9 protein-coding genes are annotated in these 14,371 nt (G+C 71.2%); 7 read left to right on the top strand and 2 right to left on the bottom strand.

What is annotated here, in order from left to right; translation table 11 throughout:
- Nucleotides 1-2 precede the first annotated feature (2 nt).
- The 5 genes from glgX (at nt 3) to ACFQS7_RS19890 (ending at nt 10,185) form a co-directional block, all read left to right on the top strand.
- The gene (glgX, locus tag ACFQS7_RS19910; protein ID WP_380068873.1) at nt 3-2,102 is read left to right on the top strand and encodes a glycogen debranching protein GlgX; all 2,100 of its coding nucleotides are present in this window, start codon (nt 3-5) and stop codon (nt 2,100-2,102) included.
- Nucleotides 2,099-3,877: a malto-oligosyltrehalose trehalohydrolase gene (gene treZ, locus ACFQS7_RS19905; protein ID WP_380068872.1), complete on the top strand. Its 1,779-nt coding sequence runs from the start codon at nt 2,099-2,101 to the stop codon at nt 3,875-3,877. The genes glgX and treZ overlap by 4 nt, the downstream gene beginning before the upstream one ends.
- A gap of 13 nt (nt 3,878-3,890) precedes the next feature.
- Nucleotides 3,891-5,927 carry a 4-alpha-glucanotransferase gene (malQ, locus tag ACFQS7_RS19900; RefSeq protein ID WP_380068871.1) on the top strand — a complete coding sequence of 679 codons (2,037 nt, stop codon included), beginning with the start codon at nt 3,891-3,893 and terminating at the stop codon, nt 5,925-5,927.
- Between the two features lie 71 nt (nt 5,928-5,998).
- Nucleotides 5,999-8,794, top strand: coding sequence for a malto-oligosyltrehalose synthase (treY, locus tag ACFQS7_RS19895; RefSeq protein ID WP_380068870.1), 2,796 nt, complete (start codon nt 5,999-6,001; stop codon nt 8,792-8,794).
- Nucleotides 8,791-10,185: a trehalose-6-phosphate synthase gene (locus ACFQS7_RS19890; RefSeq protein ID WP_380068869.1), complete on the top strand. Its 1,395-nt coding sequence runs from the start codon at nt 8,791-8,793 to the stop codon at nt 10,183-10,185. The genes treY and ACFQS7_RS19890 overlap by 4 nt, the downstream gene beginning before the upstream one ends.
- A gap of 216 nt (nt 10,186-10,401) precedes the next feature.
- Here ACFQS7_RS19890 and ACFQS7_RS19885 read toward each other — a convergent pair whose 3' ends face one another.
- Nucleotides 10,402-11,580 (bottom strand): glycosyltransferase, encoded by a 1,179-nt coding sequence (locus ACFQS7_RS19885; protein WP_380068868.1) that lies wholly within the window; start codon nt 11,578-11,580, stop codon nt 10,402-10,404.
- A gap of 115 nt (nt 11,581-11,695) precedes the next feature.
- Here ACFQS7_RS19885 and hydA point away from each other — a divergent pair, with 115 nt between their 5' ends.
- Entirely contained in the window at nt 11,696-13,177 is a 1,482-nt protein-coding gene (hydA, locus tag ACFQS7_RS19880) for a dihydropyrimidinase (protein WP_380068867.1), read from the top strand.
- 36 nt (nt 13,178-13,213) lie between these two features.
- Nucleotides 13,214-13,621: a hypothetical protein gene (locus tag ACFQS7_RS19875; protein WP_380068866.1), complete on the top strand. Its 408-nt coding sequence runs from the start codon at nt 13,214-13,216 to the stop codon at nt 13,619-13,621.
- Here the strand turns inward: ACFQS7_RS19875 and ACFQS7_RS19870 are convergent.
- Nucleotides 13,618-14,286: a DNA-3-methyladenine glycosylase family protein gene (locus tag ACFQS7_RS19870; protein WP_380068865.1), complete on the bottom strand. Its 669-nt coding sequence runs from the start codon at nt 14,284-14,286 to the stop codon at nt 13,618-13,620. The two genes, ACFQS7_RS19875 and ACFQS7_RS19870, sit on opposite strands and share 4 nt — an antisense overlap.
- Between the last annotated feature and the right edge of the window lie 85 nt (nt 14,287-14,371).

Raw genomic sequence — 14,371 nt, 5'->3', positions numbered from 1 at the left:
GGATGGCGCCCTTCCCGACGCGGCTGCTGCCCGGCCGGCCTGATCCGATCGGAGCGAACTGGGATGGGCTGGGGGTAAACTTCGCCGTCTTCTCGGCGCATGCCGAACGGATCGATCTCTGCCTGTTCGATCCCTCCGGCCGGCGCGAATTGGCCCGGCTCCCGCTACCGGAATGCACCGACGAGGTCTGGCACGGCTACCTGCCGGAAGCCCGGCCGGGGCAACTCTACGGCTACCGCGCCTATGGGCCATACGAGCCGCGGCGTGGCCACCGCTTCAATCCGCACAAGCTGCTGCTCGACCCCTATGCCCGGCAGTTGCACGGCGAGTTGCGCTGGTCCGACGTGCTGCTCGGCTATCGTCCCGGCGGCGGCCGCACCGACCTGTCCTTCGACCGCCGTGACAGCGCCCCGGCCATGCCGAAAAGCGTGGTGGTGGACGACAGCTTCGCCTGGGGCGACGACCGCAACCCGTGCACCTCCTGGGACCGCACGGTGATCTACGAGGCGCATGTGCGCGGCCTGACCATGCGGCGCGAGGACATCGCCGTACGCGAACGCGGCACCTTCCGCGCCCTGGCCGATCCGCGCGTCATCGAACACCTGCAGTCGCTCGGCGTCACCGCGATCGAATTGCTGCCGATCCAGGCCTTCGTGCAGGACCGGTTCCTGGTGGCCAAGGGCTTGCGCAACTACTGGGGCTATTCGACCCTGTCCTTCTTCGCCCCGGAGCCGCGCTACCTGATCGAATCCTGGATGCGGAACGAGCTCAAGGTGGCCGTCCGCCGCCTGCACGGCGCCGGCATCGAGGTGATATTGGACGTGGTCTACAACCACACCGCAGAGGGCAGCGAGTTGGGCCCGACGCTGTGCTGGCGCGGGCTCGACAATGCCTCCTACTACCGGCTCGTGCAGGGTGACGAGCGGCACTGCGTCAACGACACCGGCACCGGGAACACGGTGAACCTGTCGCACCCACGCGTGCTGCAGATGGTAATGGACAGCCTGCGCTACTGGGTCACCGAGTACCGCATCGACGGCTTCCGCTTCGACCTCGGTACCATCCTCGGGCGGGAGAACAACGGCTTCGATCCCGGCAGCGGCTTCTTCGACGCCATCCGGCAGGACCCGGCGCTGTCACGCGTCAAGCTGATCTCGGAACCCTGGGATATCGGGCCGGGCGGCTACCAGCTCGGAAACCACCCGCCCGGCTTCGCTGAATGGAACGACCGCTTCCGCGACGGCATCCGCCGCTTCTGGCGCGGCGACAGCGGCATGCGGGCGGAGATGGCGGCGCGGCTGACAGGGTCCGCCGAGTTGTTCGACCGGCGCCGGCGGCGGCCCTGGGCCAGCGTGAACTACGCCGCCTCGCATGACGGCTACACGTTGCGCGACACGGTCAGCTACGAGGCGAAGCACAACCAGGCCAATGGCGAAAACAACCGCGACGGCCACGACGCCAACCACAGCCGCAACTGGGGGGTGGAAGGCGAGACGGACGACCCGGCGATCCGCGCCACCCGCATGGCGGTGCTGCGGGCGATGCTGGTCAGCGTCTTCGCCTCGGCCGGGACGCCCATGCTGCTGGCGGGTGACGAGATGTGGCGCACCCAGGGCGGCAACAACAACGCCTATAACCAGGACAACGAAACCAGCTGGATAGACTGGACGTTGGCTGCCACGCCGGAGGCCGAAGCGCTGCGGCGCTTCACCACGCGGCTGATCGCGTTGCGCCGGCGGCTGCCGCCGCTGCGTCCGGCCACCTTCCTGCATGGTGCGACGGAACTTCGGCCCGGCCTGAACGACATTGCCTGGTTCGACCAGCATGGAAAGCCGATGACCCCCGAAGCCTGGAACGAGACCGAGGCGCGCACCCTGGCGCTGCGCCGCGCCGCCGTGGCGGAGGATGGCAGCCTGGACGTCACCCTGCTGTTGCTGAACGCCGACAGCGCCGGCCATGCCTTCGCCCTGCCGAAGCCGCCACTGGACTGGCGGTTGATGCTGGACAGCGGCCACCCGGCCGCGCCGGAGCGGCCCGTCCTGGACGAGGCGATGCCGGTCGCCCCGCACGGCGCCGTGCTGCTGGCGGCGAGTCTGCCATGACCGGGTTCGCGCAACAGACCCGCTGGGGCGCGACGCTGCTCGCCCCCGACCGGACCCATTTCCGACTCTGGGCGCCCGACGCGTCCCAGGTGATGCTGGAAGCGGAGCAGCACGCGCCGCAAGCGATGAACGCCCAAGGCGATGGCTGGCACGAGGTGGTGGCCCCGCTCGGCGCCGGCACGCAGTACCGCTTCCGCGTCTCGGCCGACCTGGCGGTGCCCGACCCGGCTTCGCGGCTGCAGGCTGGCGACGTGCACGATGCCTCCGTCGTCGTCGACCCCTGCGCCTATGCCTGGCGGCACGCGGACTGGCGGGGCCGCCCCTGGCACGAGGTGGTGCTGTACGAGTTGCATGCCGGGGCCATGGGCGGCTTTGCCGGCGTCCAGGCAGCGCTGCCGCGGCTGCACGACCTCGGCGTGACGGCGATCGAGCTGATGCCGATTAACGACCATCCCGGCAGCCGCAATTGGGGCTACGATGGCGTCCTGCCCTATGCGCCGGACACCACGCTGGGCACGCCGGACGAATTGAAGTCGCTGATCGATGCCGCGCATGGCATGGGCCTGATGGTCTTCCTTGATGTCGTCTACAACCATTTCGGCCCGGACGGCGCCTATCTGCACGCCTATGCCAAGTCCTTCTTCGATGAGGGCATCCACACCCCCTGGGGCGCCGCGATCGACTTCAAGAAGCCGCCCGTGCGCGACTTCTTCGAGGACAACGCGCTGTTCTGGCTGAACGAATACCGATTCGACGGGCTCCGCTTCGATGCCGTGCATGCCATCGCCGAGGCCGATTGGCTGGACGTGCTCGCCGCCCGCATCCGCCGCGAGATCCCCGATCGCCATGTCCACTTGGTTCTGGAGAACGAGCGCAACGGTGCCCGCCACCTCAAGCCATCGGGCGATTTCGACGCGCAGTGGAACGATGACGGCCACAACATCCTGCACCCGCTGCTAACCGGCGAGCGTGAGGGTTATTACGAGGATTTCGCCGAATCGGGCGCCGAGAAGCTGGCAACCGTGCTGTCCGAAGGCTTCCTGTTCCAGGGCCAGGTCTCCGGGCATCTCGGCGCGCCGCGCGGCGAGCCTTCCGCCCACCTGCCGCCGACCGCCTTCGTGCTGTTCCTGCAGAACCACGATCAGGTCGGCAACCGTGCCTTCGGTGAACGCCTGCCGGCGCTGACCGACCACGCGACACTGGAAGCGGCAGCAGCGCTGCTGCTGTTGTCGCCGCAGATCCCCATGCTGTTCATGGGCGAGGAATGGGGCGCCACCGCGCCCTTCCTGTTCTTCACCGACCACAATGCCGAACTCGCCCCGCTGGTCACCGCGGGACGGCGCAAGGAATTCGCCAAATTCGCCGTTTTCCAGGATCCGGCGACCCGGGAACGCATCCCCGACCCGAACGCGGAAGCCACCTTTCACGCCTCGATTCCCGACCCGGCCGAGGCGACCCGCCCGCCGCATGACGGCATCCTGGCGCTGCACCGCCGCCTGCTGGCCATCCGCCATGCGCGCATCGTCCCGCATCTGCCTGGTGCCCGGGCGCTGGGCGCCCAGGCGATCGGCGAGAAGGCGGTGCTGGCCCGCTGGCGGCTCGGCGACGGCAGCACCCTGGCCATCGCCACCAATCTGGGTGCCGATCCGGTGCCCTGCGATGCCGCCGGCGCGCCGCTGTTCGAAAGCCGGGCCGGCGCCTTGGCCGAGGGCAGGCTGCCGGCGCGCTGCACGGTCGCCCTGATGGCCCGGCCGGGGCAGGATGGCGCCGCATGACCAGGGGGCCAGCATGACCACCGACGACGACCTGCGCAGCATGGCGGAGGCGGCCGGCATCGCCACCGCCTGGCGCGACGTGCGCGGCCAGGAGAAATCCGTCGCCCCCGACACGCTGCGCGCGGTGATGGCAGCCCAGGGCTTGCCGGCGGATGCGGGGGAGGCACGCGTGACCCTGCGCGCCCTGGCCGACCGGCTGCCGCCGCTGATCACCATGACCACCGGCCCCGACGGCGTGCGGATCCCCGGCGCGGAGATCGGCCACCGCTTCCGCCTGGATATCGAAGGCGGCGGCCGGATCGAAGGCCATCTGGAGGAAGGCTGGGGCGGCGAGGCAAGGCTGCCCGGCGTGTCCACCCCCGGCTACCACCGGCTGCACCTGGACGATGCGCATTGCATCGTCGCCGCGGCCCCGGCGCGCTGCGTCTCGCTCGCCGATCTCGGTGCCGCGGCACATGGCGGCACGCTGCCCTGGGCCCTCGCGGCGCAGATCTATTCGCTGCGCTCGCCGCGCGACATGGGCATCGGCGATTTCGGCGGCGTCGCCGCGCTGGCGCGGGCCGCCGGCCGGCGCGGCTGCGCCGCCATCGCGGTCAGCCCGGCGCATGCGCTGTTCTCGGCGGATGTGGGGAAGTACGGGCCCTACTCGCCGTCCTCCCGCATCTTCCTCAATGTCCTGCACGCCGATCCCGCCGCTGCGCTGGGCGACATCGCGGACGATTCCGGCCCGGCGGACGGTCTGATCGACTGGCCCTCCGCCGCCCGGCGCAAGCTGGCCCGGCTGCGCACGCTCTACGCCAAGGCCGCCGACCACCCCGGCTTCGTGGACTACCGCAACGAAGCCGGGACTGCGCTGGAATCGCATGCCCGGTTCGAGGCGCTGCACGCCCATCTGCTGGCGCGCGAGCCTTCGCTGTGGAACTGGCGCGACTGGCCGGCCGAGTTCCAGGCGCCGGACAGCCCCGGCGTCCAGCGCTTCGCCCGCGACAACCCAGCCGAGGTCGCCTTCCACGCCTTCTGCCAATGGCTGACCGATGCCTCCCGCGGCGCGGCGCAGCAGGCGGCACGCGAGGCCGGGATGCCGATCGGGCTGATCGCCGACCTCGCCGTCGGCACCGATGGCGGCGGCAGCCATGCCTGGTCGCACCAGCGTGCCATCCTGCCCGATGTCACGGTCGGCGCACCACCGGACATCTTCTCGCCGCTCGGCCAGGATTGGGGGCTGACCGCATTCTCCCCGCTGGAGATGAAGGCCGGCGGCTTCGGCGCCTTCCTCGAACTCGCCCGCGCCGCCTTCCGCCATTCGGGTGGCGTGCGGGTCGATCATTGCATGGGGCTGCAGCGGCTCTGGGTCGTGCCGCGCGGTGCGGGCCCGGCCGAGGGCGCCTATCTGCGCTTTCCCGTGGACGACCTGGTGCGGCTCCTCGCGCTCGAATCGCACCGCCACCGGGCGATCGTCATCGGCGAGGATCTCGGCACCCTGCCCGAGGGTTTCCTCGACCGCATGGAGGAGGCCGGCATCCTCGGGATGAAGGTCCTTTGGTTCGAACAGGAGCAGGACGGCCGCTTCCGCCCACCCGCCGATTGGCCGCGCAACGCCACGGCGATGACCACCACGCACGACCTGCCGACGGTGGTCGGCTGGTGGCAGGGCCGCGACATCATGTGGCGCGCCGAGCTCGACCGCTTCCCCGACGTGGCGACGGCGAAGCGCGAGGAGGTGCGGCGTGGCGAGGAGCGTACCGCGCTCTGGGCCGCCTTCCGCGAAAGCGGTGCCGCCAGCGGCGACCCGCCGGGGCTGCAGGATACCGATGCGGTGGTGGATGCCGCACTGGCCCATGTCGGCGCCGCCAGCTGCGCCCTGGCCATCCTGCCGCTCGAGGATGCGCTCGGCCTGCCGGAACAGCCCAACCTGCCCGGCACGGTCGAAGAGCATCCGAATTGGCGCCGCCGCCTGCCCGGCGATGCCGCGACGGTGCTGGACGACCCCCTGGTGGCACGGCGGTTGGACCGTTTCGCGCAGGCCAGGCCTCGCGCCCAGGAAACCTGAGCGCTCCGGCTGCATTGGCTCCGCGTGTTGAAGGCGGCGCGTGGCGCCGCTGAGCTGACGGAGACCGACCCATGGCGAACCCGCCGCGTGACACAGGCCCGGCGGGCCTGCGCGCCACCGCGCGCCTGCAATTCCATGCCGGCTTCACGCTGGACGATGCCGTGCCACTGGTGCCCTATCTGGCCCAGCTCGGCATAAGCCATCTCTATGCCTCCCCCATCCTGAAGGCGCGGCCGGGCTCGATGCACGGCTACGACATTGTCGACCACAACCAGATCAACCCGGAATTGGGCGGCGAGCCCGCGCTGCGCCGGCTGGTGGCGGCGCTGACGGACGCCGGGCTCGGCCTGATCATCGATATCGTGCCGAACCACATGGGCGTCGGCGGCGCCGACAATGCCTGGTGGCTGGATGTGCTGGAATGGGGCCGGCAGAGCCCTTATGCCGGCTTCTTCGACATCGACTGGGATCCGCCGGACCGCGCGCTGGCGAACCGCATGCTGGCGCCCTTCCTCGGCGCGCCCTATGGCGAGGTACTGGCCTCGGGCGACCTCAAGCTGCAATTCGACGCTGCCGACGGGCGCTTCCATGCGCAGTATTTCGAGCACCGCTTCCCGATCGCGCCGCAGCACTACCACCACATCCTGCAGGCCTCGGGCGACCCGCGGCTGGCCGATTCCGCCCTGGAGTTCGGCCGCACCGGGCTGCGCGACCGCGCCCTGGCGCGCGAACAGGCCGCGGCCCTGCGTGCCGCGCTGGCTGCCCGCGCCGCGACGCCGGACGGCGGCGCCGGCATCGCCGCAGCGCTCGCCGCGCACGACGCCACCACCGAGGACGGCCGCCGCGCGCTGCACCGGCTGCTGGAACGCCAGCACTACCGGCTCGCCTGGTGGCGCGCCGCGGCGGACGAGATCAACTGGCGCCGCTTCTTCGACATCACCTCTCTGGCCGGCCTCAGGGTCGAGGAGCCGGAGGTGTTCGACGCCACGCATGACCTGGTCCTGAAGCTCTATGCCGAGGGCGTGGTGGACGGCATGCGGATCGACCACGTGGACGGCCTGGCCGACCCGCGCGGCTATTGCCGCAAACTCTACCGCCGCATGCAGGCGGTACGGCCGGACCGCGAGCCGATGATCTGGGTGGAGAAGATCCTCGCCCCTTTCGAGACGCTGCGCACCGATTGGTCGGTCGACGGCACCACCGGCTACGACTTCATGGACGAGGCCAGCGGCGTGTTGCACGACCCGGCGGGCGAGGCGCCGCTGACCGCGTTGTGGGCCGAGCAAACCGGCCGATCCCCGCTGTTCGAGGAGGAAGCCAAGCAGGCACGACGGCAGATCCTGCGCGACAACCTCGCCTCCGAGCTGAACGCCACCGCCGCGGCGCTGAAGCGGGTGGCGGCGCGCGATCTGGCGACGCGGGACTTCACCCTCACCGGCCTGCGCCGCGCGCTGGTCGAGGTGCTGGTGCACTTCCCGGTCTACCGGCTCTACATCTCGACCGGCGGACGCTCGGCGGAGGACAAGCGCATCCTCGACTGGGCACTGGCCGGGGCGCGGCGGACGGTGCGCGCTGCCGACCGGCCGCTGATCGAGTTGCTTGATGCCTGGCTGGGCGGCGATCCACCCCGCAGCCTGCCTCCGGTGCTACGGCGCGACCGGCTGGCGGCCGCGGTGCGGTTCCAGCAGCTCTCGGCCCCGGTCGCGGCGAAAAGCGTGGAGGACACCGCCTTCTACCGTTACGGCCGGTTGATCTCGCGCAACGAGGTTGGGTCCGATCCGGCCCGCTTCGCCGTGCAGCCGGCCGGGTTCCATGGCGCGGCCCGCGCCCGGGTGAAGAATTTCCCGCGTGCCCTGCTGGCGACCGCCACGCATGACCACAAGCGCGGCGAGGATGTCCGTGCCCGCCTGGCCGTGCTGTCCGAGTTGCACGGCGAATGGACCGCCGCCGTGCAGCGCTGGTCGCGTTTGAATGCCCCGCTCCGGCGCGACCTGCCGGACGGTGCCGCGCCGGGGATGAGCGCACAGTTGATGCTGTACCAGACCCTGGTCGGCGCCTGGCCGCTGGGCCTGGCGCCGGAGGACGAGCCGGGGGTCGTGGCCTTCCTCGAGCGCGTGGCCGCCTGGCAGGAGAAGGCGCTGCGCGAGGCCAAGCGCCGCACCGAATGGGCGGTGCCCAACGCCGAATACGAAACAGCGTGCCAGGAATTCATCACCGCCATCATGGCACCCGACCGCGCAAGCCGCATGCGGGCGGAGATCGCCGCCTTTGCCTCCCGGATCGCGCCCGCGGGCGCCATCAACAGCCTGTCACAGACGCTGCTCCGCTGCACCGCGCCGGGCGTGCCGGACCTCTACCAGGGCACCGAGTTCTGGGATTTCTCGCTGGTCGACCCGGACAACCGCCGGCCGGTGGACTGGACGGCGCGCCGCGCTGCACTGGATGACGCGGTGCCGGTTGCAACCCTGCTGCAATACTGGGACGACGGACGAATCAAGCAGGCGGTCATTGCCCGCACCCTGGCGCACCGGGCCGCGCAACCGGCATTGTTCGCCGCGGGCGACTACCAGCCCGTGCTGGTCGAAGGACCGCTCGCCGCCCATGTCCTCGCCTTCCTCCGCACCCATCGCGGCCGGGCCGCGCTGACCGTCGTCACCCGGCTGCCGGCGACGATCCTGAAGGATTCGTCGTTGCCGCTGCTGCCGGCGGCGGAATGGAGCGGAACCGATCTCCGTCTGCCGGCTTCATGGCAGGCACGGCACTGGCGGGATGCGCTGACCGGGGAGGGTCTGCGCGCCCAGGGCGACCGCTTGCCCGTCGGGCAGGTGCTCGCACAACTTCCGGTGGCGTTGCTGGAGGTGGGATGAGCCGCATCGTCGTCGTCTCCAACCGCGTGCCGGTGCCGCAGGGCAATGCCGGCCAGGCCGGGGGGCTGGCGGTCGCGCTCCTCGGGCTCATGCAACGTCGCGGCGGCCTGTGGTTCGGCTGGAGTGGCGCGGTGACCGAAACCGCCGCCCCGCCAGGGCTGACCCAGCGTGGCGGCGTCGGCTACGCGACCATCGACCTGACAGAGGCCGAGCATCGCGGCTACTATACCGGCTACAGCAACGGCGTGCTCTGGCCGATGCTGCACAGCCTGCCGCATCTGATGAGCTTCCGCCGCCAGGACCTCGACGTCTATCGCAAGGTCAACCGCCGCTTCGCCGACAACCTGGTGCCGTTGCTGCGGCCAGACGACCGCATCTGGGTGCACGACTACCACCTGATGTCGCTGCCCGGTGCGCTGCGGCAGCGCGGCGTGCTCGGGCCGACCGGCTTCTTCCTGCATGTCCCCTTCCCGGCGCCGGAAGCTGCCGCCGTGGCGCCTGGCATCCGTGGCCTGGTGCAGGACGTGCTGGCCTGCGACCTGCTCGGCTTCCAGACCGCGACGGACCGGGACAATTTCGCCGCCACCGCGGTTGGCTTCGCCGGGGCCGTGCGCACCGGCGATCATTACGTGGAACTCGGCGGCCGGCCGGTCCGGCTGGGCGTTTTCCCGGCGGAGATCGCCGCGCCGGAATTCGCCGCCACCGCGGCGGCGCAGGCGGAGACCGAGCCCTACCGGCTGCTGGCACGCTCGGTGCGCGGCCAGGCCTTGCTGCTGGGTGTCGACCGGCTGGACCCGACCAAGGGCCTACCGGAGCGGCTGGAGGCCTTCCGCCGCGTGGTCGCCCGCCGCCCGGCGCGCAGCCTGACCATGCTGCAGATCGCCGCGCCTTCGCGCGAGGATGTGGCGGCCTATCGCCGGCTGCGGCAGGAGATCGACTCGGCGGCCGGCAGCATCAACAGCGAGTTCGGCGAGCCCGATTGGACCCCGCTGCGCCTGCTGGCGCGGCCGCAGACGCGCGACACGGTGGCAGGCTTCATGCGGCTGGCCCGGGTCGGCATCGTCACGCCGATCCGTGACGGCATGAACCTGGTGGCAAAGGAATACATTGCCGCGCAGGACCCGGCCGACCCCGGCGTGCTGGTACTGTCGCGCTTCGCCGGGGCGGCGGCGCAGCTTGACTCCGCGCTGTTGGTGAACCCGCATGATGCGGAGGGCATGGCGGAATCCATCGCCGCCGCGCTGGACATGCCGCTGGCCGAGCGGCGGATGCGCTGGCAGGCCGCCTGGGCGGCGATCGCCGAGACCTCGCCGGAGGGCTGGGGGCAGGATTTCCTGCGCAGCCTGGCGCCCGAGGCGCTGGAGCGGATGCCCGTGGCGGGGACTGCGTAGGGCTGGGTTCTCGGGGAGAGAGGTGGTGAGATCGGGGAGAAAGAGGCATTGCTGCCCCGAACTTCCACGTTGGTTTTCCGAGCCCGGCACTCGCCGCGTGGCAGTGGTGACCCTCAAATATGGACAAGGGTCGGACGCGGTGTCCATCCGGGACATACTTCCTCCCCGGCCCTGTCTCATATCATTGAGAAAACTCGAGTTTTGCCGGGGATTTGCTTACGCCCGACGCAGCCGGATGACCCGGCCGGCACGGTTCAGCCGATAGCGGCGGCCAGCCCAGGTGATCTCCCGGCCGAATGCGCTGCCAAGCCAAGCAGCCAGCGCCAGCAGCCCGGCCGCAGGCCAGTGCCAAGCGCCGCGGCCGAGTACGTGGCGGGCAGTTGTGGCGGATCGGGGCGGCAGGACCGCCTTGGCGATGGCATCGCGCAGGCGGATGCGGACCCCGTGCAGCAGCATGGCGAGGCCGATGCAGCCCAGCGCCGTTGGATCGCCCGCCGACACGCCAGCCAGCGCCGCGACGCCACCCAGCACCGGCAACACCACGCCCAGCCCCACCAGACACCAGAAGATCGGCAGGTGCAGCCGCAGCAGGCGGTACTGCCGCTGGCCGAATTCCAGTGCGCCATTTAGGTCCAGCACGACGGGGCTCGGTGGCCGCACCGTCAGCGGGGCATAGACCAGCAACCCGGCTGCTCTTGCCGCCCGGGTCAACACCAGGTCGTCCGACATCGCCTGGTCCCAGAGCCGCGGCAGGTCGAGCCGGTCTAGGGCTTCGCGGCCGATGGCGGTGGCCCCGCCCCAGCAGATGTTCCAGGACGGCGAACGCGGCAGGGTGGCGATGCCGGTCTCGATCAACGATAGCGCCTCGGTCGCCCAGCCGGCACCGGGGGCGGGCAAGGTCCAGCGGTAGCCGGTGGCGATGGCGCCTTGCCCGGTCAGCACGGGGCGCAGCAGGGCGCGGAGTTGGCCGGGGGGCGGCAGCGTGTCGGCATCCAACGTAACCACCGCGGCGTCGGTGGGGCGGCGTTCGCGCAGGGCCGCCAGCAGGTTCTGCACCTTCTGGCCGCGGCCCTCGGCCGGGCCGGCAACGGCCAGCGAGGCACGGCCAGGATTCGCCGAAACATAGGCGGCCAGCACGGCATGCGCCGGGTCGTCCATCGATTCGACCGCGAAGGCGACACGCCAATCGGGCCAGTCCTGTGCCGCGAGCGCGGCGAGGAAATCCAGTAGCAGCGGCCCCGCGCCGCGCACCGGCACCAGCACCAGCACCGGCGGCGTCGCCTCCGGCCAGGGCTGCGGCCGGCGCAGCAGATGTCGCGTCACCGCGCTGGCGAAGGTCGCCATCACGGCCAGTACCAGCCAGGCCGCGACCAGCCCCGCGCCCACGACGCCCATCCCGGCCCTCCCATCTCGTTGCCACCCTGCCGCCCCTTGTGGTGGTTGCCCAGCCTGGGTTTGCACGGCGGCACGGGCAGCGGCATCTTTCCGGCGGATCTTGGGGACCGGGGCGATGGCCGAATACGATCTGGTGGTGCGCGGCGGCGAGGTGGCGACCGGCTTCGGCACGACGCGCTGCGATATCGGCATCCGCGGCGGCCGCATCGCGGCGCTGGCCGACCGCGTCGAGGGCGGCGCCTCGACGCTCGATGCCGGCGGCCTGCTGGTGCTGCCCGGCGGCATCGACAGCCACTGCCATATCGAGGAGCCGTCCCGCGGCGGCTATGTCAGCACCGCCGGCACCCCGCCGGTCACGGTGAACGAGGAGAGCTTCGTCAGCGCCAGCACCTCCGCCTTCGCCGGGGGAACGACCTCGGTCGTGTGCTTCGTGCCGCAATGGAAGCACGAGGGCATCCTGCCGCGGCTGGAGGACTACGAGCAGCGCGCCGCCCGCGGCATGCTGGACTACAGCTTCCACCAGATCATCACCGACCCGACGCCCGACGTGCTGGAACGCGAGGTGCCGCTGATCGTGGCGAAGGGCATCCGCAGCCTGAAGGTCTTCCTGACCTACGAGCCGCTGCACCTGTCGGACGAGGAATACATCAGGGTCCTGGTGACGGCGCGGAAGAACGGCTGCCTGGTCACCGTGCACTGCGAGAACTACGCCGCCATCAAGTGGCGGACCGAGGCGCTGCTGGCCGCCGGCATGACCTCCCCCAAATACCATGCCTGGTCGCGCCCCGGCATCGTCGAGCGGGAGGCGACGCACCGCGCCATCGCCCTGGCCGAGCTGGTGGACCAGCCGATCCAGGTCTTCCACGTCAGCTGCGCCGAGGCAGCCGAGGAGATCGCCCGCGCCCAGCACCGGGGCCTCAAGGTCTGGGGCGAGACCTGCCCGCAATACCTGACCCTGACCGCCGCCGACATGGACCGGCCGGGCTTCGAGGGCGCCGCCTATATGTGCAGCCCCTCCCCCCGCACCGCGGAGGAGCATGGCCGGGTCTGGGAGATGATCCGGCGCGGCACGCTCGACATCGTCTCCTCCGATCATTGCGGGTTCTCGATGGGGGGCGAGCACGGCAAGGCCTCGGCCGGGCGGGATGCGAGCTTCGACGCCATCCCGAACGGCATCCCGGGTCTGGCCGCCCGGCTGCCGATCCTGTTCAGCGAGGGCGTGTCGAAGGGGCGGATCACGCTGGACGATTTCGTCCGGCTGAGCGCGACCAACCCGGCCCGGCTGATGGGGCTGGCACCGCGGAAGGGGATGATCGCGGTCGGCGCCGATGCAGACCTGGCGGTCTGGGACCCGAAGAAGAAGGTCACGCTGACCAACACGCTGATGCAGCACGCCATCGACTACACGCCGTATGAAGGGCTGGAGGTGACCGGCTGGCCGGTGGCCACGGTCCGCCGCGGCACGGTGGTGATGCGCGACGGCGTGGTGCAGGCGGAACCCGGCACCGGGCAGTTCCTGCCGCGCGGGCCCTATGCCATGGCGACGCCGCGCGGCGTGCTGGCCAACGGCTTCGACGCCGCGCCCGCGCCGGGCTGAGCCGGAACCGGAATGCGCGACGGGCGCTGAGGCGTCATGCCGCGCGCCATTCTCCTTCTTGCCCTGCTGCTCGGCGCCTGCGCCGACAGCCGCACCCCGCAGGCCTTCGACCAGCGCATGGCGGGCTTCGTCGGCCGGCCGGAGGCCGAGCTGGTCGCCGGCCTTGGCGTGCCGAGCCGCAGCTACGAGGCGGATGGCCGCCGCCTGCTGCAATGGGACTTCCTGGCACCGAGCACGACGCCCGCGGTCTATCCCAGCATCGGGCTGGGCTTCGGCAGCTTCGGCTTTGGCCGGGGCGGCGGCAGCGGGGTGGGGGTCGGCACCGGGCTGGGCTTCGGCTCACTGGGCGGCGGCGGAGTGCCGCAGGGCTGTTCGGTGATCTTCGAGACGCGGGACGGCACGGTGCAGGGCTTCAACCGCAACGGGCCGGGCTGCATCGCCTAACCGTCTTCCACCACCGCCCGCCCGGTGACGAAGCGCCAGTGGTGCCACAGCAGCCTGGCCGCCAGCGACCGCCAGGGCGCCCATTGCTCGGCCATCGCTACCAGCAGCTTCGGCCCCGGCCGCGCCTCCAGCCCCAGCAGATGCGCGGCACTTGCGGCCAGCGCGACATCGCCGGGCGGGAAGATATCCGCCCGCTGATCCGCGAACAGCAGGTGCACCGCCGCGGTCCAGGGTCCCAGGCCCTTCACCGCGGCGATATGGGCGATGGCCTCGACATCGCCCATCGCGGTCAACCGGCAAAAGTCCAGCCGCCCCTCGACACAGGCTGTCGCCAAGGACCGCGCATGCGCCGCCTTCGGCCGTGACAGCCCGGCCATCCCGCACAAGGTCGCGTCGTCCAGCGCCAGCAGCCCGACAGGCTCCAGCGCCCCGGGCAATCCCGAAAGCCGTTTCCAGATCGCCGAGGCCGCCTGGTTGCTGATCTGCTGGCCACAGATCGCCCGCAGCAGGCCGGGAAACCCCGGCTGCCGCACCCGCCAGGCCAAAGGCCCGGCCGCGGCCTCGATGCCCGCGAAGCGCGGGTCGGCCGCAACCAGCGCGGCGATGCCGGCGCGGGCCCAATCGGGTGCCTCGGGAAAGGGGGGCGGCGGCAGGGTGGTTTGCAAGGGGGGGACCATCCCCGCCGCCGTTTAGACCATCGGCGCCGCGAGGGGGAGGGAGCGGCGCCGACTGCACCCTGAAGCTGGGCCC

Source organism: Dankookia sp. GCM10030260 (assembly GCF_042666655.1).
Taxonomy (GTDB): domain Bacteria; phylum Pseudomonadota; class Alphaproteobacteria; order Acetobacterales; family Acetobacteraceae; genus Paracraurococcus.
The sequence above is the reverse complement of the archived record's forward strand: the minus strand, read 5'-3'. Positions and strand labels throughout refer to the sequence as shown.

Bases quoted from the DNA above. Each gene is read 5' to 3' on its own strand.
- glgX (WP_380068873.1), top strand. From the start codon at position 3: ATGGCGCCCTTCCCGACGCGGCTGCTGCCCGGCCGGCCTGATCCGATC.
- treZ (WP_380068872.1), top strand. From the start codon at position 2,099: ATGACCGGGTTCGCGCAACAGACCCGCTGGGGCGCGACGCTGCTCGCC.
- malQ (WP_380068871.1), top strand. From the start codon at position 3,891: ATGACCACCGACGACGACCTGCGCAGCATGGCGGAGGCGGCCGGCATC.
- treY (WP_380068870.1), top strand. From the start codon at position 5,999: ATGGCGAACCCGCCGCGTGACACAGGCCCGGCGGGCCTGCGCGCCACC.
- ACFQS7_RS19890 (WP_380068869.1), top strand. From the start codon at position 8,791: ATGAGCCGCATCGTCGTCGTCTCCAACCGCGTGCCGGTGCCGCAGGGC.
- ACFQS7_RS19885 (WP_380068868.1), bottom strand. From the start codon at position 11,580: ATGGGCGTCGTGGGCGCGGGGCTGGTCGCGGCCTGGCTGGTACTGGCC.
- hydA (WP_380068867.1), top strand. From the start codon at position 11,696: ATGGCCGAATACGATCTGGTGGTGCGCGGCGGCGAGGTGGCGACCGGC.
- ACFQS7_RS19875 (WP_380068866.1), top strand. From the start codon at position 13,214: ATGCCGCGCGCCATTCTCCTTCTTGCCCTGCTGCTCGGCGCCTGCGCC.